The 20,068-nt window shown below is 56.2% G+C and carries 22 protein-coding genes and 2 tRNA genes; 10 read left to right on the top strand and 14 right to left on the bottom strand.

Features of this window, described 5'->3' with window-relative positions; translation table 11 throughout:
* Positions 1 to 145 precede the first annotated feature (145 nt).
* Positions 146 to 598, top strand: a complete 453-nt coding sequence (locus ACR0JR_RS07960; protein WP_480455704.1) for a TadE/TadG family type IV pilus assembly protein — start codon at positions 146 to 148, stop codon at positions 596 to 598.
* A complete protein-coding gene (locus tag ACR0JR_RS07955) occupies positions 585 to 1,178 on the top strand; it encodes a TadE/TadG family type IV pilus assembly protein (RefSeq protein WP_480455703.1) in 594 nt (197 codons plus the stop codon). Before ACR0JR_RS07960 ends, ACR0JR_RS07955 begins: the two co-directional genes overlap by 14 nt.
* Here ACR0JR_RS07955 and ACR0JR_RS07950 read toward each other — a convergent pair whose 3' ends face one another.
* On the bottom strand, positions 1,179 to 1,649 hold the full coding sequence (locus ACR0JR_RS07950; RefSeq protein WP_260022691.1) for a hypothetical protein: 471 nt from the start codon (positions 1,647 to 1,649) through the stop codon (positions 1,179 to 1,181).
* Between the two features lie 160 nt (positions 1,650 to 1,809).
* Between ACR0JR_RS07950 and ACR0JR_RS07945 the strand changes: the two genes are divergently transcribed.
* Positions 1,810 to 2,721, top strand: a complete 912-nt coding sequence (locus ACR0JR_RS07945) for a pirin family protein (RefSeq protein ID WP_260022692.1) — start codon at positions 1,810 to 1,812, stop codon at positions 2,719 to 2,721.
* 7 nt (positions 2,722 to 2,728) lie between these two features.
* Here the strand turns inward: ACR0JR_RS07945 and ACR0JR_RS07940 are convergent, their stop codons facing one another.
* On the bottom strand, positions 2,729 to 3,316 hold the full coding sequence (locus tag ACR0JR_RS07940; RefSeq protein WP_480455702.1) for a TetR/AcrR family transcriptional regulator: 588 nt from the start codon (positions 3,314 to 3,316) through the stop codon (positions 2,729 to 2,731).
* Between the two features lie 70 nt (positions 3,317 to 3,386).
* On the opposite strand from ACR0JR_RS07940, the gene ACR0JR_RS07935 reads away from it, so the two are divergent.
* The 6 genes from ACR0JR_RS07935 (at position 3,387) to ACR0JR_RS07910 (ending at position 8,244) form a co-directional block, all read left to right on the top strand.
* Positions 3,387 to 3,665 carry a hypothetical protein gene (locus tag ACR0JR_RS07935; protein WP_480455701.1) on the top strand — a complete coding sequence of 93 codons (279 nt, stop codon included), beginning with the start codon at positions 3,387 to 3,389 and terminating at the stop codon, positions 3,663 to 3,665.
* Positions 3,666 to 3,793: 128 nt separating this feature from the next.
* On the top strand, positions 3,794 to 5,080 hold the full coding sequence (locus tag ACR0JR_RS07930; protein WP_480455700.1) for a homoserine dehydrogenase: 1,287 nt from the start codon (positions 3,794 to 3,796) through the stop codon (positions 5,078 to 5,080).
* A gap of 69 nt (positions 5,081 to 5,149) precedes the next feature.
* Entirely contained in the window at positions 5,150 to 6,133 is a 984-nt protein-coding gene (glpX, locus tag ACR0JR_RS07925) for a class II fructose-bisphosphatase (RefSeq protein ID WP_170779773.1), read from the top strand.
* Between the two features lie 88 nt (positions 6,134 to 6,221).
* Positions 6,222 to 7,964: a single-stranded-DNA-specific exonuclease RecJ gene (recJ, locus tag ACR0JR_RS07920; RefSeq protein WP_480455698.1), complete on the top strand. Its 1,743-nt coding sequence runs from the start codon at positions 6,222 to 6,224 to the stop codon at positions 7,962 to 7,964.
* Positions 7,965 to 8,073: 109 nt separating this feature from the next.
* Positions 8,074 to 8,148 (top strand) — tRNA-Glu (locus ACR0JR_RS07915).
* A gap of 21 nt (positions 8,149 to 8,169) precedes the next feature.
* Positions 8,170 to 8,244: transfer RNA gene (locus ACR0JR_RS07910), tRNA-Glu, on the top strand.
* 59 nt (positions 8,245 to 8,303) lie between these two features.
* On the opposite strand, the gene ACR0JR_RS07905 is transcribed toward ACR0JR_RS07910, so the two are convergent.
* From ACR0JR_RS07905 to ACR0JR_RS07855, 11 genes are all read right to left on the bottom strand, one after another.
* Positions 8,304 to 9,410, bottom strand: a complete 1,107-nt coding sequence (locus ACR0JR_RS07905; protein WP_480455697.1) for an alpha-hydroxy acid oxidase — start codon at positions 9,408 to 9,410, stop codon at positions 8,304 to 8,306.
* Complete coding sequence (gene comE, locus ACR0JR_RS07900) at positions 9,410 to 9,964, bottom strand: sulfopyruvate decarboxylase subunit beta (RefSeq protein ID WP_010441978.1); 555 nt, start codon at positions 9,962 to 9,964, stop codon at positions 9,410 to 9,412. The genes ACR0JR_RS07905 and comE overlap by 1 nt, the downstream gene beginning before the upstream one ends.
* On the bottom strand, positions 9,961 to 10,467 hold the full coding sequence (locus ACR0JR_RS07895) for a sulfopyruvate decarboxylase subunit alpha (protein WP_480455695.1): 507 nt from the start codon (positions 10,465 to 10,467) through the stop codon (positions 9,961 to 9,963). The genes comE and ACR0JR_RS07895 overlap by 4 nt, the downstream gene beginning before the upstream one ends.
* A gap of 60 nt (positions 10,468 to 10,527) precedes the next feature.
* A complete protein-coding gene (locus ACR0JR_RS07890; RefSeq protein ID WP_260022698.1) occupies positions 10,528 to 10,938 on the bottom strand; it encodes a universal stress protein in 411 nt (136 codons plus the stop codon).
* A gap of 30 nt (positions 10,939 to 10,968) precedes the next feature.
* Entirely contained in the window at positions 10,969 to 11,949 is a 981-nt protein-coding gene (locus ACR0JR_RS07885; protein ID WP_480455694.1) for an alcohol dehydrogenase catalytic domain-containing protein, read from the bottom strand.
* Entirely contained in the window at positions 11,946 to 12,707 is a 762-nt protein-coding gene (locus ACR0JR_RS07880) for an SDR family NAD(P)-dependent oxidoreductase (RefSeq protein ID WP_480455693.1), read from the bottom strand. Before ACR0JR_RS07880 ends, ACR0JR_RS07885 begins: the two co-directional genes overlap by 4 nt.
* A complete protein-coding gene (gene hisD / locus ACR0JR_RS07875; RefSeq protein WP_170779759.1) occupies positions 12,700 to 14,007 on the bottom strand; it encodes a histidinol dehydrogenase in 1,308 nt (435 codons plus the stop codon). The genes ACR0JR_RS07880 and hisD overlap by 8 nt, the downstream gene beginning before the upstream one ends.
* Before the next feature lie 12 nt (positions 14,008 to 14,019).
* A complete protein-coding gene (locus ACR0JR_RS07870) occupies positions 14,020 to 15,348 on the bottom strand; it encodes a TRAP transporter large permease (protein WP_170472449.1) in 1,329 nt (442 codons plus the stop codon).
* A gap of 11 nt (positions 15,349 to 15,359) precedes the next feature.
* Entirely contained in the window at positions 15,360 to 15,872 is a 513-nt protein-coding gene (locus ACR0JR_RS07865; protein ID WP_480455691.1) for a TRAP transporter small permease, read from the bottom strand.
* A gap of 111 nt (positions 15,873 to 15,983) precedes the next feature.
* Complete coding sequence (locus ACR0JR_RS07860) at positions 15,984 to 17,129, bottom strand: TRAP transporter substrate-binding protein (RefSeq protein WP_170540842.1); 1,146 nt, start codon at positions 17,127 to 17,129, stop codon at positions 15,984 to 15,986.
* Positions 17,130 to 17,151: 22 nt separating this feature from the next.
* Positions 17,152 to 17,337, bottom strand: coding sequence for a hypothetical protein (locus ACR0JR_RS07855; protein WP_010441969.1), 186 nt, complete (start codon positions 17,335 to 17,337; stop codon positions 17,152 to 17,154).
* Between the two features lie 131 nt (positions 17,338 to 17,468).
* Here ACR0JR_RS07855 and ACR0JR_RS07850 point away from each other — a divergent pair, with 131 nt between their 5' ends.
* On the top strand, positions 17,469 to 18,497 hold the full coding sequence (locus tag ACR0JR_RS07850; protein ID WP_480455690.1) for a LacI family DNA-binding transcriptional regulator: 1,029 nt from the start codon (positions 17,469 to 17,471) through the stop codon (positions 18,495 to 18,497).
* Positions 18,498 to 18,583: 86 nt separating this feature from the next.
* Here the strand turns inward: ACR0JR_RS07850 and ACR0JR_RS07845 are convergent, their stop codons facing one another.
* Positions 18,584 to 20,023, bottom strand: a complete 1,440-nt coding sequence (locus tag ACR0JR_RS07845; protein WP_480455689.1) for an ArnT family glycosyltransferase — start codon at positions 20,021 to 20,023, stop codon at positions 18,584 to 18,586.
* Positions 20,024 to 20,068: the final 45 nt, after the last annotated feature.

Below are 20,068 nucleotides of genomic sequence, written 5' to 3'. Positions count from 1 at the left end.
GCAAAGGTTCTGGCGCAATGAGGATGGTGCATCCTCGAGCATCGAATTCATGTTCTGGTTCCCTTTCTTTTTCTATGTTGGCTATTCTGGCATGGACCTAGGATTGATCTCATTCCGGCACGCCGACCTTGAGCGGTCATTGGACATGACGATCAGGGAAGTTCGACTGAATCGGCTACCGCCTGGGGAAGACGAGTGGGATCACGCCCTTCTGAAGAAAATGGTATGCGAGAACGCGATCATTTCCGACTGTTCTGAAAATCTCGCACTCGAAATGAAATCCATCGACCCGCGCGTTGGTAACGAATTGGATCCGAGACCTTATTGCGTCGATACACCGGCGACGGTCAGAAAGCCTGAAGATGTAGCGTTTGAATTGGGAACCTCGAATGAAATGATGATTATTCGGGCTTGCCTCGAAGTCTCTCCTACCTTTGGCTTTTCCATGATGAACGACCTGGTAAGGCAAGACAATGACGGGCAATGGGAGGTACATGCCACTTCTGTGTTTGTTCATGAACCATTTGGAGGCTCATCAAGTACTCCCGCTGGAGGTGGCACTTCTGAACCGGAGGACGTAGCAGATGCCGGCGGCTAATTTCTCAATCAAAGGCGCAATTGCAAGAGCCGTTCGTCGCTTCCGGCACCGGGAAGACGGCATCATGTCGGTTGAAGCCATGCTAATACTGCCGTTGCTTTATTGGTCGATGCTCGCATCATATACCTACTATGATGCCTATCGCCAAAGCTCTCGCAACATCAAAGGTGCCTATGCGGTCGCCGACGTGGTTTCACGCGAAGACGGCAATGTGACTGAAGCCTATGTAAACACGATGTATGATCTTTTGGAGACCTTGGTCGATACACGCGCACCAGTGACGTTGCGGATGACCTATCTTACATTTGATGCCGAGAACGACATCCATAATGTACTGTGGTCCTGCGTTCGTGGCACAGGCCTGCCGAAATGGTCAAACGCAGACATTGACGACATTAAGCCTCGGCTACCCGCGATGCCTGACAATGGATCGATGATCGTGGTCGAAACCCGGAACACATATCGGCCGCCATTCTATATCGCATTCGAATTCGCCGAATTTGACATGAACAACCTTGTGTTCACTCATCCGCGCGTATTCGACAATATCGTCAATACTGATCCATCCTGCGTCGTCTAGCTACGACCTTTCGGCAAGCAGTCCGGTCAGTATCTCGGACATGAACTTGGTTTCGGCGGCGGCCGTCATTCCGCCGATACCAATGCGGCGCCCGACACGCCACCAAAGGCCTGGAAACCAGTCAAACGATCCTGCCGTGCGGGTTTTGATAATAAATCCATTCGATGGTTTGAACGCAAATACACCTCGGTCGACGGTTTCGACTTCTTCCACTTTGCAAATCACCTGCCCCGAGCTGGTGCGTAAATCGGTAGAGGTCAGTTCGATCCTGTCCTGAGTCGAATGCCACATGTGATGCGACAGCCAGAAAGCCCCAATTCCCACAACAAACAGGAATATCTGCCAACCAAGATCCGGAGGCGATGCTATCGCGACATAAATCACCAGCGCTCCGACCGTGGCCAACATCCCTACTCCGGTCCATCGGCGCGCGGATGAGGCCTGAATAGAGGCCAGAACTTCGTCTTGCATGTCACTCTCCCCGTTACTCGTCTGCTCTAGCTGGTTTGATATGCAAAGAACAACACCCATGTCGCTGGTCTGAGCGTGATCGCACAGACCGCGTGTTCCTGCGCAAATTGATTACGCCGGGACTGGCCATAAATTGCGGCTAAGCAATCAGGAGGCTAAAATGTCCCTCAGACCGATCCTTGAGACGCGCACTTCGGTTCCAACAATGGAAGGCGCAGGTGTCAAACTTCATCGCGCATTCGGGTTTCAAGACCCGTCGGAACTGGACCCTTATCTGTTGTTTGATGACTTTCGGAACGACAACCCGCAAGATTTTGTGGCCGGTTTTCCATGGCATCCACATCGCGGCATCGAAACGATCACCTATGTCCTGTCCGGTTCAGTTGAACACAGTGACTCGCTGGGTAATAGCGGCACTTTGGGTGCAGGAGACGTTCAATGGATGACGGCCGGGTCTGGTATTCTGCATCAGGAAATGCCCAAAGGCTCGGACAGCGGCCAGATGCATGGTTTTCAACTATGGGGCAATCTTCCATCGGATCAAAAGATGACTGCCCCGCGCTATCAGGACGTCCAAAGTACCGATATTCCCGAGATTATCGAAGACGATGGTACGGCGGTCCGGGTAATAGTCGGCACATTCTGGGGCCGTACGGGTCCTGTCGACGGGATCGCTGCAGATCCGCAATATCTGGATATCAGTATACCGGCGGGCGTGAAAAAGACCTTTCCAATAGATACCTATCGTCGTGCCTTCGCCTATATCTTTGAAGGGAGCGCTGCCTTCGCGGATGCCTCCCGCCCCTCCGGAGTGCTTTTGGAAAAGGAAATCGCCGGGCAAGAGGTCAATATCCGCGACATGTCTGGAGACCGGACATTGGTTCGGTTTGGAACAGGGGATGAAATCACCGTTCAGGCCGGGCCCGATGGTGTGCGATTTCTTCTGATCTCTGGGGCTCCGATTAATGAACCTGTCGCATGGCATGGACCGATCGTCATGAACACGCAGGCCGAATTGCAGCAGGCCTTTCGTGAATTGCGCAACGGCACATTCATCCGCCCGGCACATTGAGGGCCGGTCAGGCGGTGACGGCCTTGCGCACCATATCCCAATAGACCTGTTCAACCTCATCCAACGACAATCGCCCGCCGCTGCGGTACCAGGTGATCACGCCGTTGAGCATGGCGATCACCGCCAAAGTGGCGATTTTGGTATCGGTAACCGAGAATTGGTCCGATTGCTGTCCTATGCGCAAGATACTCTCCAGCGAGTCTTCGTAGCGGCGGCGCAGCGCTTCAATTTCGGTGAAATTTTCGGGCGTCAGATTGCGCAGTTCCATATAGGCGATAAATACTTCATCCGGGCGCTGAAGGTGAAAACGGATGTGGAACCCGACAAACTGGTGCAGCGCATCTTGTGGGTCGTCAAACTGCTCAAGCTCTTCATATGCAGCCAACAAATCCTGCATATGATCGCGCATAAGACGGAACAACAGGCTTTGTTTATCAGGGGTATAATTATACAGGGCTCCGGCCTGCACCCCCACCTCTCCCGCGATCTGTCGCATCGATACAGCGGCATAGCCGTGGCGGGCAAACAACCCCAACGCTGCCTCGCGAATGCGAGGGCCGGTGATGTCTGAATGAGAGCCTTGTGTACGTGCCATGACCTTATCCTATATGAACGGTTGTTCAGATAGAACCCCGCTTGAACCAGCGCGGTAAAAGGTGCATCACATGAAAAACTCTGCAACCCAAAGGTCTGCGATGAAGCTTTTGCCGTCGATATTTCTTGTGCTCGCCACTGCGAGTTGCGCGAATATCCCCGAGTTGGAAGGCAGCGAAACCGCCGCATTGCGCAAGGCCCCCTATCCCAAACTCATTGCATTGGATACGGCCCTCGGTGCCCCCACCGATCCCGTCAGCGAAGCGGAAGAGGTTGAAGAGGATCTGTCGACGCGCGGCGAAGCCTTGGCGAAAAAAGCCGAGGCGTTGCAAAATGCCGAGATTAACTAGGATTTTGGCTGCGCCTAAGCCTCCGAAAGATTAGACGGATTGCACCCTTGCCCTTAACCCGCTAAGGCAGCCCGCAAAGGACACTTCGCCATCGCGGGCGGCATTGCGAGCAGAAAGGACCCAAGGGAATGACACAGGCGCTGAGGCTTGGAATTGCCGGTCTGGGAACTGTCGGAGTGGGAGTGGTCAAAATCGTACGCCGGCATGCCGATCTTTTGCAAACGCGCACCGGGCGCCCCGTTCAGATCACCGCAGTTTCGGCGCGCGATACCAAAAAGGATCGCGGCGTAAACCTATCCGACTACGCGTGGGAGACCGATCCGGTTTCCTTGGCAAAACGTGACGACGTCGATGTTTTTGTTGAACTGATGGGCGGTGAGAACGGTCCCGCAAAAGCCTCTGTCGAGGCGGCATTGGCCAGTGGAAAAGATGTTGTCACTGCCAACAAGGCGCTGCTGGCCATCCATGGACAGGACTTGGCGGAAAAGGCCGAAGCTGCAGGCCGCGTCATTCGGTTCGAGGCAGCCGTCGCGGGTGGTATCCCGGTGATCAAGTCTCTGACCGAAGGGCTGGCTGGTAATGAGATCACACGCGTCATGGGTGTGATGAACGGCACCTGCAACTACATCCTGACCCGGATGCAATCGCAGGAGTTGGGCTACAACGCTCTTTTCGAGGAATGCGCGCAGCTTGGGTATCTAGAAGCCGATCCCAATCTGGACGTTGGTGGCATCGATGCGGCGCATAAATTGGCGCTGCTGTCATCGATTGCCTTCGGCACCAAGCCGAATTTCGTCGGGATTGAGATTGAAGGCATTCAACAGATCAGCCTGGATGACATCCATCAGGCTCACGACATGGGATACCGGATCAAGCTGTTGGGTGTGGCTCAGCGCACTGCCCGGGGACTAGAGCAGCGTATGCAACCCTGTCTGGTGCCGAGTGACTCTCCGTTGGGTCAGCTGGAAGGTGGAACCAACATGGTCGTGCTGGATGGCGATGCGGTTGAGCAGATTGTTCTGCGTGGCCCGGGTGCGGGCGAAGGGCCCACCGCAAGCGCTGTGATGGGCGATGTCTGCGATCTTGCACGCGGATTGCACATCCCGACATTTGGCCGCCCTGCCGCATCGCTGCAAGAGGCAAAGCCTGCCGTTACTGGCCTGCCTGCGCCCTACTATCTGCGGCTGGGCCTGCAGGATAAACCAGGCGCGCTGGCCAAGGTTGCCTCTATTCTGGGCGATGCTGGCGTCTCGATTGACCGGATGCGCCAGTATGGGCATGCCGAAAGCACCGCGCCCGTGTTGATCGTCACCCATAAGACGACACGCGCAACCCTTGACGTCGCGCTTGAAGGCTTGCGCGAAACGGATGTTATCGCGGGTGAGCCTGTCGCCTTGCGCATTGAAGAGGTTTGAGCTTGCGACCTGCATGAAACGCAAGCTATGCCGGTAATTACGGCTTTATTGACCTGAGGATACGAACATATGAGTGCTGCCAAGATCGATTTTAACGACCGCCTTCTGTCTCTGGGCCTTGCGCGGGTGGCGGAACAGGCCGCGCTTGCATCCGCCTCGTTGGTCGGACGTGGAGACGAAAAAGCCGCCGATCAGGCCGCGGTAAACGCGATGCGTGAGCAATTGAACCTTCTGGACATCGAGGGTGTCGTCGTCATTGGTGAGGGCGAGCGCGATGAAGCACCGATGCTGTATATCGGCGAAGAGGTTGGTACTGGCAATGGGCCGGGCGTGGACATTGCGCTGGACCCGCTGGAAGGCACCACGCTGACAGCCAAGGATATGCCAAACGCCTTGACGGTGATCGCCATGGGACCGCGCGGCTCGATGCTGCACGCGCCTGATGTGTATATGGACAAACTGGCCGTTGGTCCCGGCTATCCTGAAGGCGTTGTCAATCTGGACATGAGCCCGCGTGAGCGTGTTGAGGCTCTGGCCAAAGCCAAAGGGTGTGAGCCTGCAGATATCACCGTGTGCATCTTGGAGCGCCCTCGTCACGAAGCAATGATTGCTGAAGTGCGCGATACCGGTGCCTCTATCCGCCTGATCACCGATGGTGACGTCGCTGGCGTCATGCACTGCGCCGAAAGCGAAGTGACCGGGATCGACATGTATATGGGCCAAGGCGGCGCGCCCGAAGGTGTTCTGGCTGCTGCTGCGCTGAAATGCATGGGGGGTCAGATTTTTGGCCGCCTGTTGTTCCGCAACGATGACGAACGCGGCCGCGCCGCCAAGGCAGGCATCACCGATCTGGACCGCGTGTATGCCCGCGACGAGATGGTGACCGCAGATGTCATCTTCGCTGCCACTGGCGTGACCGGGGGCTCTCTGCTGCCACGCATCAAGCGGGAACCGGGCTGGGTTGAGACAACGACGCTGCTGATGCGGTCAAAGACCGGTTCTGTTCGGCGCATGTCTTATCGTACGCCTATGTGGCCACATACCGGCGCTTAGCGGCTTGCGCCGCTGCCTTCGGCGAGAGTATCAAAAGGATGAAGAGGCCGGGTCCGAAGGGGTCCGGCCTTGGCGCATGAGGTGAGATGTGGCGTTTCTGGGTGTAGAGCAATCGTTGACCGGTCGGCGTTGGGTTGGACCTGGGATAGAGGTCGAGCGGTCGGCTGAGATGATGGCGCAGCAAACCGAATTGCCACGTGCCGTTTGTCAGGTGCTGGCGCGACGCGGTGTTCCGGTGATGGAGGCCTCGGGCTTTCTGGAGCCAAAGCTGAAAGAACTGCTGCCTGATCCGCGTTCGATAAAGGACATGGAGCTTGCCGCTTCGCGGTTTCTTGAAGCGGTGCGCAATCGTCAAAAAATCGCAGTGTTTGCCGATTATGATGTGGATGGGGGCAGTTCGGCTGCACTACTGCTGGTGTGGCTGCGCCAGATGGGAATAGCCGCAACGCTCTATGTGCCCGACCGGATTGATGAGGGCTATGGACCAAATGTGCCGGCGATGCAGGAATTGGCAGTTAGCCATGATCTGATCATTTGCGTGGATTGCGGAACACTTAGCCATGAACCTATCGCGGCGGCAAAGGGTGCTGATGTAATTGTTCTGGATCATCATTTGGGTGGAGAAACCCTGCCGGATTGCGTCGCAGTGGTGAACCCGAACCGGCAGGATGAAAGCGGTGATCTGGGCTATTTCTGCGCGGCTGCGGTGGTGTTTCTGATGCTGGTCGAGGCGGGCCGCCAACTCCGCGAGGCCGGCGTCAAAGGGCCGGATCTGATGGCCATGCTGGATCTTGTGGCGCTGGCTACGGTGGCCGATGTCGCGCCACTGATTGAGGCCAACCGGGCCTTGGTGCGGCAAGGGCTGAAGGTGATGGCCCAGCGGCAACGGCCAGGGCTGGTGGCGTTGTCGGACGTGGCCCGCATGGATACTGCGCCCAACAGCTATCACCTAGGGTTTTTGCTAGGGCCGCGTGTGAATGCAGGTGGGCGCATCGGTCAGGCCGATTTGGGCGCGCGATTGCTGAGCACCGACTCGGTGACCGAGGCCAAAGCCCTATCCGAGCGACTGAATGCCCTGAACTCGGAGCGGCGTGAGATCGAGAACGCAGTGCGCGCTGCAGCACTGGCGCAGGCGGAAGAACGCGGGCTTGATGCGCCGTTGGTGTGGGCTGCTGGTGAGGGATGGCATCCCGGTGTCGTAGGCATCGTTGCATCGCGGCTGAAAGAGGCCGCAAACCGGCCCGCGATCGTGATCGGGTTTGATGGAGATGAGGGCAAAGGGTCGGGCCGTTCCGTCTCGGGCGTTGACCTGGGCGCGTCGATCCAGCGTCTGGCAGCCGAAGGGTTGCTGGTCAAAGGTGGTGGACACAAGATGGCGGCAGGTCTGACGGTGATGCGGGATCAGTTAGAGCCCGCCATGGCGCGCCTGTCGGAACTGCTGGCCAAGCAGGGTGCGGGGCAAGCAGGCCCTGCCGATCTGAAACTGGACGGGGCACTGATGCCTGGCGCCGCAACAGTCGACCTGATCGAGCAGATCGAAAAGGCAGGCCCGTTCGGAGCCGGTGCCCCTGCCCCACGCTATGCTCTGCCCGATCTGCAGGTGCGATTTGCCAAGCGTGTGGGCGAAACACATCTGAAACTGTCACTATCGGATGGCATGTCCGGCGGACTGGATGCCATCGCCTTTGGTGCGTTCGATGGTCCGCTGGGGGATCGCCTGTCAAATCATGGCGGTGCCCGCTTCCATTTCGCAGGTCGGCTTGAGGTCAATTCCTGGGGCGGTCGGCAGAGCGTGCAACTGCGACTGGAGGATGCGGCAGAAGCCGTCTGACACCTTTTTCAACACGCCCTGCAACCAGTCAAAAAAGTTTCGTAGCCTTGCGTTTTTCGTCTTGCGGGGGGGGAAGGTAAACCGTAAAAGGCCCTCCACAAGCCAACGTGGCCCGTTCGTCTATCGGTTAGGACGCCAGGTTTTCAACCTGGAAAGAGGGGTTCGATTCCCCTACGGGCTACCATTTCGTTTGTTTGGTCTAAATGGCCCGTTCGTCTATCGGTTAGGACGCCAGGTTTTCAACCTGGAAAGAGGGGTTCGATTCCCCTACGGGCTACCATTTCCATACACTTTCAATGCTTTAGGAAGCCGGATCCGGACAACCCACGCGCACTATCGCTATTCGCGCAGACCGACATCGTCCAATGTCGTCAGCCCAGTCTGCGCCATAGCAATGCTCAATTCGTCGCTGAGAACATCCCAAAGTTGTTCTAGACCCGGCTCTCCGGCAGCGGCGATGGCATATTGCAGTATTCGTCCCACAAAGACAAAATCCGCTCCGACTGTCAGAGCCTTGAGGATATCTTCGCCGGATCTGATGCCGCTATCATAAAAAATCGGGAAGTCCGGCCCAAGCGCATCACGGATTTCTGGCAGCTTTTCGATGGGTGCAGGTGCAGAGTCCAGCTGCCTTGCGCCATGGCTGGAGACCTGAATTGCATCCACCCCTGCCGACACAAGTGTTCGGGCATCCTCGACATCCAATACGCCTTTTATCACCAGTTTTCCCGGCCAGGCATCGCGTAACCGGCTCAGCGTATCCCAATCGGAACGCGCGCGGCTTTCAGTTCGGTCAAAATCGTAACCTTCCGCATCGAAATTCGCCATCACAGGGCGACCCTTGAACAAGGTGGTCAACGACCACCGAGGGTGCAGAGCAAAGTCGAGGAACTGGCGCGGTCCGATACGAAACGGCATCTTGAACCCATGGCGCAATTCGCGTGGACGCCGACCAACCTCGGGCACATCTACGGTCAGAACCAGAACGTCATAACCTGCGAATTTCGCCCGCTCGACCAGTTTGAACGTGCCTGAGCCGTCTCCACTGAAATAAAGCTGAAACCAGGCATTGCCTTCGGCTTCGGCAATGATCTCTTCCATTGAGGTAGACGCAACTGTGGATACGACATGAGGCACACGGTTGTGTGCTGCCAAACGCGCCAGCATCAGATCAGCGCCAGGAGCTGAAAGGTTGCACATCCCCATCGGGGCAATCCCAAAAGGCCGATCTGATTGTTGTTCTAAAATCTGCGCCGACAGCGATCGCTGGCTCACATCCTTCAAGATACGCGGACGCAGAGTAATGGCATCCAAGGCAGCACGGTTTCGTGCCGCCCCGGATTCCTGTCCGGCAGCGCCGTCGATATAGTCAAACACCATCCAAGGCAGCCTGCGACGCGCCAGGCGTCGCGCGTCCTCGGCCGAATGAATGGTGCTGGCGGCCATCAGGCCTGAACGGCCTTCATAAAGCGGTCACGAATGACCACCGGGTCCATTGTAATCGGTGGCATCTTGGCATTGCCGCTTTCGCACTTGCTGACAATGATGGTCATCTGCTTCGCATCTAGGGCCTCTTGCAGGACACGACCTGTTTCTTCGGCCGCGCACTCAATCACACGTTCACATCCCGCGGCCTCGGCCATCTTCGTAAGCGAGGTTTTTTGACCCGCATACGTCGGCTGGTCCCCCGTCGACCCGTAGGAACCGTTGTCCACAATCAACAGGATGTAGTTGTCCGCCACATTATTCGCGATGGTTGGCAAAGTACCCAGATTGGTCAGGATCGAGCCATCACCATCAATCACGATCACCGGTTTGGGTTGAGACAACGCTAATCCCAACCCGATTGAAGAGGCCAATCCCATGGTTCCCAGCATATAAAAATTTGACGGTTGGTCGTCGATGGCGTGCAGTTCCTGACTGGGAATGCCGATGTTGCAGACAACCAGTTGATCACGCAGGATCGGAGCGATTTCCTTGAGAATTTCAGAACGGATCATTGGTCGCCATAGCCTCCCCAGAAGTTGGCATCGGTCAAGATCGCGACCGGCTTATTGCACATGAACGTATATTTCAGGATCGCGTCCAGTTCTTCGACATCGGACTGATGGTGGAAATGATAAGTCGGTATGTTGAGCTGAGCCAAAAGGGCCTTGCTATGGACGGCCATTTCGACTTGACAGGCAATCGGTTCACGCAGCTCTCCGCGATATGAAATCAGTATAGGCAGTGGCATCCGATAATACTGAATCAAAGTCGCCAGCGTGTTGATGGTTACACCGATGGCCGTGTTTTGCATGATGATCGCCGGGCGTTTTCCACCCATCCATGCTCCGGCACACAGGCCCATGCCCTCGTCTTCTTTGTTCGACGGGATATGGAAAATCCCATCTCGCGCATCGATATGTTCGATTACGCCTGCAAGTTGCTTGCATGGAACGGTGGTCACAAACGAGATATCGTTCGCAACCAGGTCGTCTGTTATCTTTTTGTCTATGTCCATATCCGGAGTATCTGTCCTGTTTAGGGCGCATTGCGCGATTTGGCGTGTCAGTTTCTAAAGCTAGGATGTGCGACAGACATGAACCGCACAAGGTGCGTGTCGGATCACGCGCGCAGCGGTGCTGCCAAGGAAAAAGTCGCTGAGGCCCGGTTTGTGCGAGCCGACAACGATACAGTCCACATCATGTTTTTCAGCGAATTCAAGAATGGCGCGATAGGAACGTCCCTTGACCATTTCGGTTGTCACATCACCATGGCTGGCCGTTTTCTCTGCCAACCTCTGCTGGGCTTTATCCCAAGCGCTGCGCACGGCCTCTTCATCGAGATACGCGCTGACAGAACTGTGTGGCGCCTCATAGACATGCAGCGCGGTGATCTGTCCGCCCGGATTGCATAAGGTTTTGGCGGCGGTGAGGGTTGTGCCGGAAACGCCGTGATCCAGCGCCATGGGGACTAGAACTCTGTCGTACATGTGTGCTCTCCTTATTCTTGGGCAGGTGTCTTATACCCAGGGATCGAGGATTATCTTGGGCGCAGCCACCAAACCAGAACGCAGGTCCTGAAAGGCGGTAGCACCGTCAGATAAAGGGCGCAACTCGGGCCAATCCAGCGGGCCGAGGCAACCATCGAAGATCGCGCGTGCAGTATCTCGGAAATCCTGTGCAGTGTAGGTATAGGTGCCGATGAACGTGATTTCCTGCAGCGTCATGCGGCGGATATCCAGACCTCCAGCATCCTCGCCCAGCCCAACATGTGCAATCACCCCCCCAGGCAATGCAACTGCAGAGGCCGTTGCGCGTGTAGCTGCAATTCCGACCGCATCTACAACCAGTGGCACAGTGCCTTGAAACACATCGACGGTCTGCTGGCCGCAACGCTCGGACAGATAAGCCCGACGCTCGGGGTTGGGTTCCTGAACGATCACGTCAGTCAAACCCATTGCGCGCAAGGCAAGAGCCGCCGCAAGTCCGATGGCCCCTCCACCAATGACCAGGGCGCGACGGTCCATTCCCGGGCTCAACGTTTGCAGCGCAAGACGCACAGCATGCCAACTGACCGCCAAAGGTTCCGTCAACGCAGCCTTTTCCAAGGGCACGTCATCCGGCACCGGAACCAAATTGCGATCCGGGATGGCCACAAATTGAGCAAACGCGCCTTCGCGCGGGGGCATCGAGATGATCTGGCGGTTGGGACAGAGGTTTTCCCGACCTGACGCGCAAGCAGAGCAAGAACCACAGTTGACCAGAGGATTTATGGTCACACGCTGGCCATCGCGGGGCCCACCAGTAACAACACCGGCCGCTTCATGTCCCAGGATAAGGGGCGCAGGGCGGCGTGCGTCATGCCCCAGATAGGCATGCATGTCGGATCCGCAGATGCCAGAGGCTTGGATGCGGATCAGATGCTCTCCTGCCTGAGCGACCGGCATGGGCACATCATGGAAACCGAGCGTTTCATTACCTTCGTAAACCAGGGCTTTCATTTCGCCGTAAATCCCCCGTCAACCATCAGGATTTGACCCGTGACATAGGCAGATGCCTCGGAACACAGAAACAGCAGCGGCCCGTCGATGTCTTCAAGCCGACCATTGCGGCCAATGCAGGTTTGCGCCGCATTGCCCGCTGCACGATGCTCGTCGCTGAACACAGCTTGTGTGAGCTCGGTTGGAAAGAACCCCGGCCCAATCGCGTTTGCGGTGATCCCGAAGCCAGACCAAGCCTCTGCCATCGCGCGGGTCAGCTGACCGACCCCACCCTTGCTTGCCCCATAGGCGATGCCACCGGGGAAAGCGCGGAAGGATTGCAGCGAGGCGAAGTTAACAATTCGTCCCCAACCTCGCTGCCTCATTGCCGGTACGATTGCCTGACTCAGAAAAAACGGCGCAGATAGGTTCAGCGCCAGAGTTCTATCCCATTCGGCAACCGTGACCTCATCTGCTGGCTGCCGGGTGTTTATCCCGGCGGCATGTACTAGAATATCCGGGGCGCCGAAGGGCCGCGAAATCTCTGCGACCAATGCCTTTGTCTGACTTTTGTTTGCCACATCCGACTGCACATAGGCAGCGTCCGCACCAATTTCCGCACAGAGGCTCTGCAAAGCTTCTGCCCTGCGTGCCACGGCCACAACCCGCGCCCCCGCCGCCGCAAGCGTAGTGGCCGCCTGTCTTCCCAGCCCTGAACTGGCACCGGTGACGCAAACGGTTCGTCCGGTTAGGTCAAACAATGCGCGTGGGTCAGCCATTCGCGGTCAGGTCAAAGGTTTCATCCGGGAAATACTTCGCCAATCTAACGTCAGCGGCACGCGCATGGCCCTCCATGCCCTCAAGTCGCGCAATTCGGGCGGTGGCTTCAGCGACCGGCTTTGAGCCGTCCCGTGTGGATCGCTGCCAAGTCACGATCTTCATGTATTTATGAACCGACAAGCCGCCAGTGTAGCTTGCCGCTCGTGAAGTCGGAAGCACGTGGTTGGTGCCCGCCGCTTTGTCACCGTAGGAAACCGTAGTTTCCTCGCCCAGAAACAACGAACCGTAGCAAGTCAGCCGATCCAGCCACCAGTCCAGATCATCAGCCTGAACCGTCAAATGCTCGGGCGCATATTCGTCGGAACAGGCTGCCATTTCCTCCCGATCCGCACACAGAATGACCTCGGCATAATCGCGCCAGGCTGCGGCTGCATTCTCACGATTCACCTCTGGCAAGTCGTTGATATAGGCTGGCACCAATCGCATGACCTCTTCCGCCAATGAACGGTTGTCGGTCACCAGCCAGACCGGAGAATTGTAACCGTGTTCGGCCTGACTCACCAAGTCGGTGGCCACAATTTGTGCGTCCGCCGTGGAATCGGCGAGGATCAGGCTGTCGGTCGGTCCGGCGATCATATCGATACCGACGCGACCAAACAGTATCCGTTTGGCTTCGGCAACAAACTGGTTGCCAGGGCCAACAAGAATGTTTGCCTTTGGCAGCCCAAACAGGCCAAAGGTCATTGCCGCAACCCCCTGAACGCCCCCCATCGCCATGATTTTATCTGCACCGCAAATGTGGGCCGCATAGATGATAGCAGGCGCAACCCCTACCCCAGGGTGCGGTGGTGAGCAGGCCGTAATGTGCTTACAACCCGCCACCTTGGCCGTTGTCACGGTCATGATGGCGCTGGCGATATGACTATAACGGCCACCCGGCACATAGCAGCCGGCAGCATCCACCGGGATCGCCTTTTGACCCGTAATAAAACCCGGTGATATTTCGATCTGCACATCATGCACTGTGCTTTTCTGCAGCTCGGCGAACCGGCGCACATTGTTGTGTGAAAAGCGGATATCAGCCTTGAGCTTTTCCGGTACAAGTGCGCAAGCCGCCTCGATCTCTTCCGGGGTCAAAAGTACATTGCCCTCGTAATTGTCGAACTTTGCGGCATATTCCAGTGCTTTGGCGTCACCCCCACTCTCGATATCGTTCAGGATGTCCTGCACGATTTTGTGGGTCTCAGACGCGTCTGATTTTGGGGTCAGATCAGCCTTTTTCAGATATTCGCGAGTCATTACCGGGTAGTCCTATTTATAGATATCGGGAAGCAGCGTGGTCGAGATCGGTGGGAAATATGCAATCAACAGCACCACAATCAACATTGTCAGCACAAACGGCACAGCGCGCGCGGCAATCTTGAGTATGGACTCGCCCGTGATGCCCGAGACAACAAAGAGGTTCAATCCCAACGGAGGTGTGATGAATCCCACACCCAGCGCGGTGATCATCATGATGCAGAACTGAATCTCATTCATTCCGATATTGTCGGCCAGTGGCTTCAGGATTGGTGCCAGGATCACAATATTGGGCGTTGTTTCCATGACGCAGCCTGCGGCGATCAGAATACAGATCATCAGCAGGATCAACAGCATCGGATCATCAGTCAAACCAGTCACCGCCGTCACGAACCCCTGAGGGACTCCCATGATTGCCAGCGCTTCGGCCAGCGGGGCCGAGAACGCGATGATTGGCAGGATTACCCCGTTCACTTTGGCAGAACTGACCAGCATCGCAGGAAAGTCGGATAGCTTCAGAGTTCCCAAAATGAAGCCCATCACGATGGTGACGACAACCGCGGTCGCACCGGCCTCTGTCGGGGTCAGGCGGCCAGAGAAAATTCCGTAGAAGATAATCCCGGGCACGATGAAGGCGTACCAACCGGATTTTAGCGAATGACCAAGGTTACCGAGCCATTCGCTCAGTCCCATATTGCCCCCGGTTTCATAGGTATAGATCCGGTTCATGATAATATTGGTAATCAGGATCGAAACCAAAATCGCTAGGCCGGGGATTAACGCCGCAAGAAATAGGGTCGAGGCTGAAATGCCCAACACGAGGCCGATGATGATGTAGGCGATCGAAGGTGGAATCAGGATGCCGGTACAGGCGCCCGCAGCCACCAGCGCACAGGCATAAGGTCGCGGGTAACCGCTTTCGACGAGGCGTGCGATGGTCATCCGCCCCACCGCAGCAGCGCCCGCCGCATCAGAGCCCGAAATCGCGGCAAACATCCCGCAAACCAGCACCGTGGCCGAACCGAAACCTCCGCGCGTCCAACAGGTCAGCGCCTCGGCGACATCAAGGAATTTCTTACTAAGCCCAGTCCTTACAAGAACATCCCCGGTCAGGATGAAAAGGGGGACAGCTGTTAAGGCAAAGGCGTCTATTCCGGTGAACAGGCTTTCACCAACCGCGCTCAGCGGCAGATCCCCTGACATGACCAACATGACAATCGCGGCGGTGCCGATCGCCGCCCATACCGGTACGGCCAATGCGATCAGGCCAACGAACAGAATGACGGGCAAATAAAAATCCCAGCCGAGCTCGACCGTTTGATTGAGGGAATTCCAAAGCATTCGAGTTCTCCTCAGTCAAACAGTTTGTCACCTTCGAAGACGGGTGTGCCGTCTCGAAGAGATTTGAAGTCGCGCATCAAGGATTGAATGAGGCGCCAAATCATCAGCGCAAACCCGGTGGGGACTGCCATCAGAAACCAAACCTTGGACACCCGCAGCCCATCCGTGACCGAACCAAATTTGGCGGAGACATGGACGGCTTCATAGGACCAGTAGAGTGCGATGACTGCCACACCCAGCATCACCAGATCGCCGAATATATACAGAACCGCCTTTGGACGCTGACCCATGTAGTGCATGAGCACGTCGATACGGATATGAGCACGTTCCTTGACCGCTGCCGCCGCGCCGATCCAGGCGAGATAGATGAAAGAGTAGCGAACGATTTCCTCGCCCCAGATCGAGGAAAAGGCAAATACCTCGCGCCGCAGCACCTCGATCGCCATGGTAACGACAAGCATCACGTAGAACACCAGTAGCAACCAGCGTTCGGCGTCGCGGTTGATCTTTTGCAATAAGGTCATTTCCAGCCCCGATCCCTGGCAGCGCTCAATTTTGCCGGTCCAAAGGGACCGCTGCCATCTGGTTGAATGGGAAAAAGTGGGCGAAAGGCTTTTGCCCCTCGCCCAACTAAATTACGCGTCGTGGACGTAGTATTTACCCTGCGTACCAGCCGCTTCGACCAGTTTCTCGAAATTCTCCATCGAGCCTGCCAGTTCGGTCTTGAAAGGATCCCATTCCGAACGCTGGTAGCCACCGGCATCTTGCCACTCGGCCAATTGATCGTCAGACAGCGAATGGAATTGCACGCCCGCCTTGTTGAGTTCGGCCATTGCAAAGGCCCTTGCCGAGGGAACCTTGGACAGATTCTGATGACTGGTCATTTCAGAACCCCACATGATCCCTTCCTGCACGTCGGCTGGCATGGAATTGAACCACTCAAGGTTACAGGAATAGACCTGACTGTCAGGCACCGCCTGCGTGAAGGTGACATTGCTGAGGATATCTTTGAATCCAAAGACATACAGTGCTCCAACCGATGGGTCGAGCGCATCCGCAACACCCTGTTTGATCGCCGATGGCGTCTCACCCCAGGCAACCGGTGTCGGATTCGCACCGACCATCCGATAATATTGCTGCAACATTTTTGATCCCGGTACGCGGAATTTTACACCGCTCATATCAGACGGTGTCATGATCGCGTTCCCGCCCTGCCGCACAGCGACAACACGCGGATCGATGACAACGTAGAACAGGGCCTTGAACCCAGCAGCTTCGACCTTGGGGTGAACTTCATTGGTCCAAGTGTCCGAATGTACCAGATTTGTGAACCGCTGGTTCGAGCCGCAGAGATACGGCATGTTGATAAGGTCAACGGTTGACGCAAAGGGCGCAAAGTTTGACAGCGAATGCTGGGCCGCCTGAATTGTTCCACCCTGAACTTTCTGGACCAGTGCGCCGCCTGCACCCAATTGGCCACCTGGGGCAAGCTTGACATATACCTTGCCGTTGGTGGCGTTCTGGATGTTCTCTTTCAGATCCAATTGCATAATCGGATAGCTGCGCGAAGCGCCCAAAACATAAGCTGTGGCGACAGTCATTACGTGATCAGCCGCTTTTTCGCGTTCTTTTTCTTCTTTGGCGGTCTGCGCCGCCGCCTCTGATGACCACAATACGCCACCCGCACCAGCCACAAGCGCCGCTGTGAACGAGCCGGTTGAGGCCAGTTTCAGAAAATTCCGGCGCTCAGCAGATTTGAGGCCATCCTTGCCATTCGTCATTGTCTTCCTCCCATGAAATCCGTCAGCTGCCGTTTTTGTTTTTATGGTCAGCCTCTTGCTTGAGAATGGCCACCACGAACAAAATCGAGGCGGCAAACAAAACCAGCATTTCCCCGACATCCCCCAGAAACGCACCACCGCCAAAGGCGCCCAAGGCCACATTGGCAAAGAACACGATAAACACAGCGGCAGCAGCCCAGAGGAACATCACGGAATCCCAGTTCGTTATCTCAAATACATTTGTAAGCGCTTACATTGATAATGCAAGCGCTTACACGAATAGATGGCAAATGGGCATTTTTGTGATAAGACGGGCGTCAGATCAGATGCAGGCACAGTATGGGAAAAACCCGTTCAGCTCCGACACTTAACGACGTCGCAAAGGCGGCGGGCGTATCGACCGCCACAGTCTCGCGATGCCTGAACTCACCGGAAAAAGTAGTCGAATCCACGCGCAAGCGTGTGATGCAAGCAGTCGAATCGCTGGGCTACACACCGAATTTCGCGGCCCGCGTGATGGCAGCGAATCGCAGCTTTACGATCGGTGCGATAATCCCGACAATGGACAACGCGATCTTCGCCCGCGGGCTGCAGGAATTTCAGGACCAGCTTCGCGAAAACGGATATACGCTTTTGGTCTCCAGCTCTGCCTACGATCCCGAAGTCGAGCGAGAACAAATTCGCACTCTCGTCGCGCGCGGTGCAGACGGGTTGCTGCTGATTGGATATGCACGAGATGCAGAGATCTACAATTATCTCGAACAGCACCAGATTCCGTCATTGGTTGCCTGGTCTTACGATCCAATGGTGCAGCGCCCTTCGGTCGGTTTCAGTAACACCGCAGCAATGGGAGAACTGGCCCGAAAGGTGATTTTGGCCGGTCACCGACAGATCGCAATGATTTCGGGGAAAACGAAAGGCAATGACCGAGCTCAAAGTCGGGTTGAGGGTGTCAGACATGCCATGACGGAAAACAGCCTCGACCCTGACACCTTAACTCTGATCGAAACCACATACGAAATTGAAAAGGGTGCCGAGGCCCTTCGTAAACTCATGAACCTGAGCCCAAGGCCGACGGTGGTGATTTGTGGCAACGACGTCCTTGCCGCCGGGGCCCTGCGCGAAGCACGTAATCTTGGCATTCAGGTTCCAGAGCAGCTTTCGATAACTGGATTTGATGACATTGAGTTGGCCGAAATTGTAAGCCCGTCCCTGACGACAGTTCACGTCCCTCATCGCGAAATGGGGCGCAAGGCTGCACAGGTACTTGTAGAAATGGTTGAAGGTAGGTCAGAAGGCCGATCAGTCTGCATAGATACTAGGATGGTCGTTCGTCACTCGTTGGCTGGGCCGCCTGATTTGCTCTAGAGATCGCGCCAAAGCGCGTCCGGAATATTCAAGACCATGGGATGACTGTTGAGCGCCCTGATCTTCAATTGAGTTGCTGTCCAACGCTACCGGGTCACAGGTGCGAAAGACAGCGACATCAATTCATCAGAATCAAATCGATACGGGGCTTCCAAGGTGACAACATCAGCCGGATCGATGTCTTTCGGTGCTTTTCGACCTGCAACCCAAACACGGAGCGACGGAGCAGATACACTCACGCGACGTTCGCCGTGAATTGATCGATCCGGGGCCAGATAGGCCATGTTGCCAGCCAGCCAGTTATGGGCAACGATCGCGATATCAGGCGGGGTCTGATCCAGTATCTGAGGGGTAAGCGCAGCAAACGGAGCCGCACGCTTTGCGTTTCCGGCAAGATTATGATGCAGCATGGCCACGACGATCAGCACAGCTAGCCCGGCCGAGATCTGGCAGAAGCGCCGGGTTCCAGCTCGACCAATCATGGGTAGAAGCCACAGCATAATGGCTGGACCTGCAAATATCAGGATGGGTTGCAGCCAGCGATCCTTAATATTGGTACTGCCACTGATGATCACGATCAACGCCATCAGGACCAAAGCCCAAATCACCGTCCGCAGCATAAAACGCAATAGGTCATCCGCGACACCGGGCGCCCCTTGCCGCCGGTAGATCAACCAGAGAATGCTAATAATCAGGGATAACAGCGCCACAAAACCCAGCGCCGCCATCGACAACTCGGCTGCGCCGCGCAAGGCCGCCGAATAGGTGGGCCCATCGCTAGACATGTCGAGTTTGCGCGCGCTGTCAAAGGCAAGGGCCGAATGGTTCAGAATCCACACCATCGGAGCAGCAATCAGAGCCGCAGCGATACCGGCCGACGACAACAACCTCACCGATAAGAAAGGTTTACGCGTCTGTCGCGCACTGAGCGCCGCCAGAAACATAGCCAGGAGCGCAATAGCGTAATTGTACTTGGACAGCCCACCCGCCGCCATCACCACGCCTAGCAGGACATAGCCTTTGGTCGTGGGATTGCGGATCAAGCCCCAGATCACCGCGAAACTCAGCGCGGAACAGAGATTGGCGAGAACTGTGTGCGTCAGCGCGCGCTGCGCTTCCCAACTGAATTGATAAAGCATCAACAAAGACAGCACCGACACCCCTGCGACTACGGGATTTTGTCGGGTCCGAATAGTCATATAAAGAGTGACGACGGTCGCCAACAGCAACCCGTTCTTCAGCAGCGACAGCCCAAGTATGCTTGGGCTGGTGATCTGGAAAACGGCCCATTGCAACCATGCATACAGTGGTAGTTGGGGGCCGTAACCCCATTGAAGTTCGCGGGCATCCAGCAAAATCTCGGCCTCGTCCAGACCAAGCGCACCACCCGTTGCAAGCCGGACGACAACGTGCAGCAAGAAGTAACCGCAAAATAACCAAAGCCAAAATCTGTCAGTTCCAGCCAACTGCTGAATCCGCCCGGGATTGGTGGATAGCTGGCAAGGATCCGTCTGGGATTGGCTCATGATACGCCCCGATTCCACCGGTGCGTCCCTATCCTGTCGGACTAC

Source organism: Ruegeria sp. AA3 (assembly GCF_056542905.1).
Note: the sequence above shows the minus strand (reverse complement) of the source record. Positions and strands in the feature narration are given on the sequence as shown.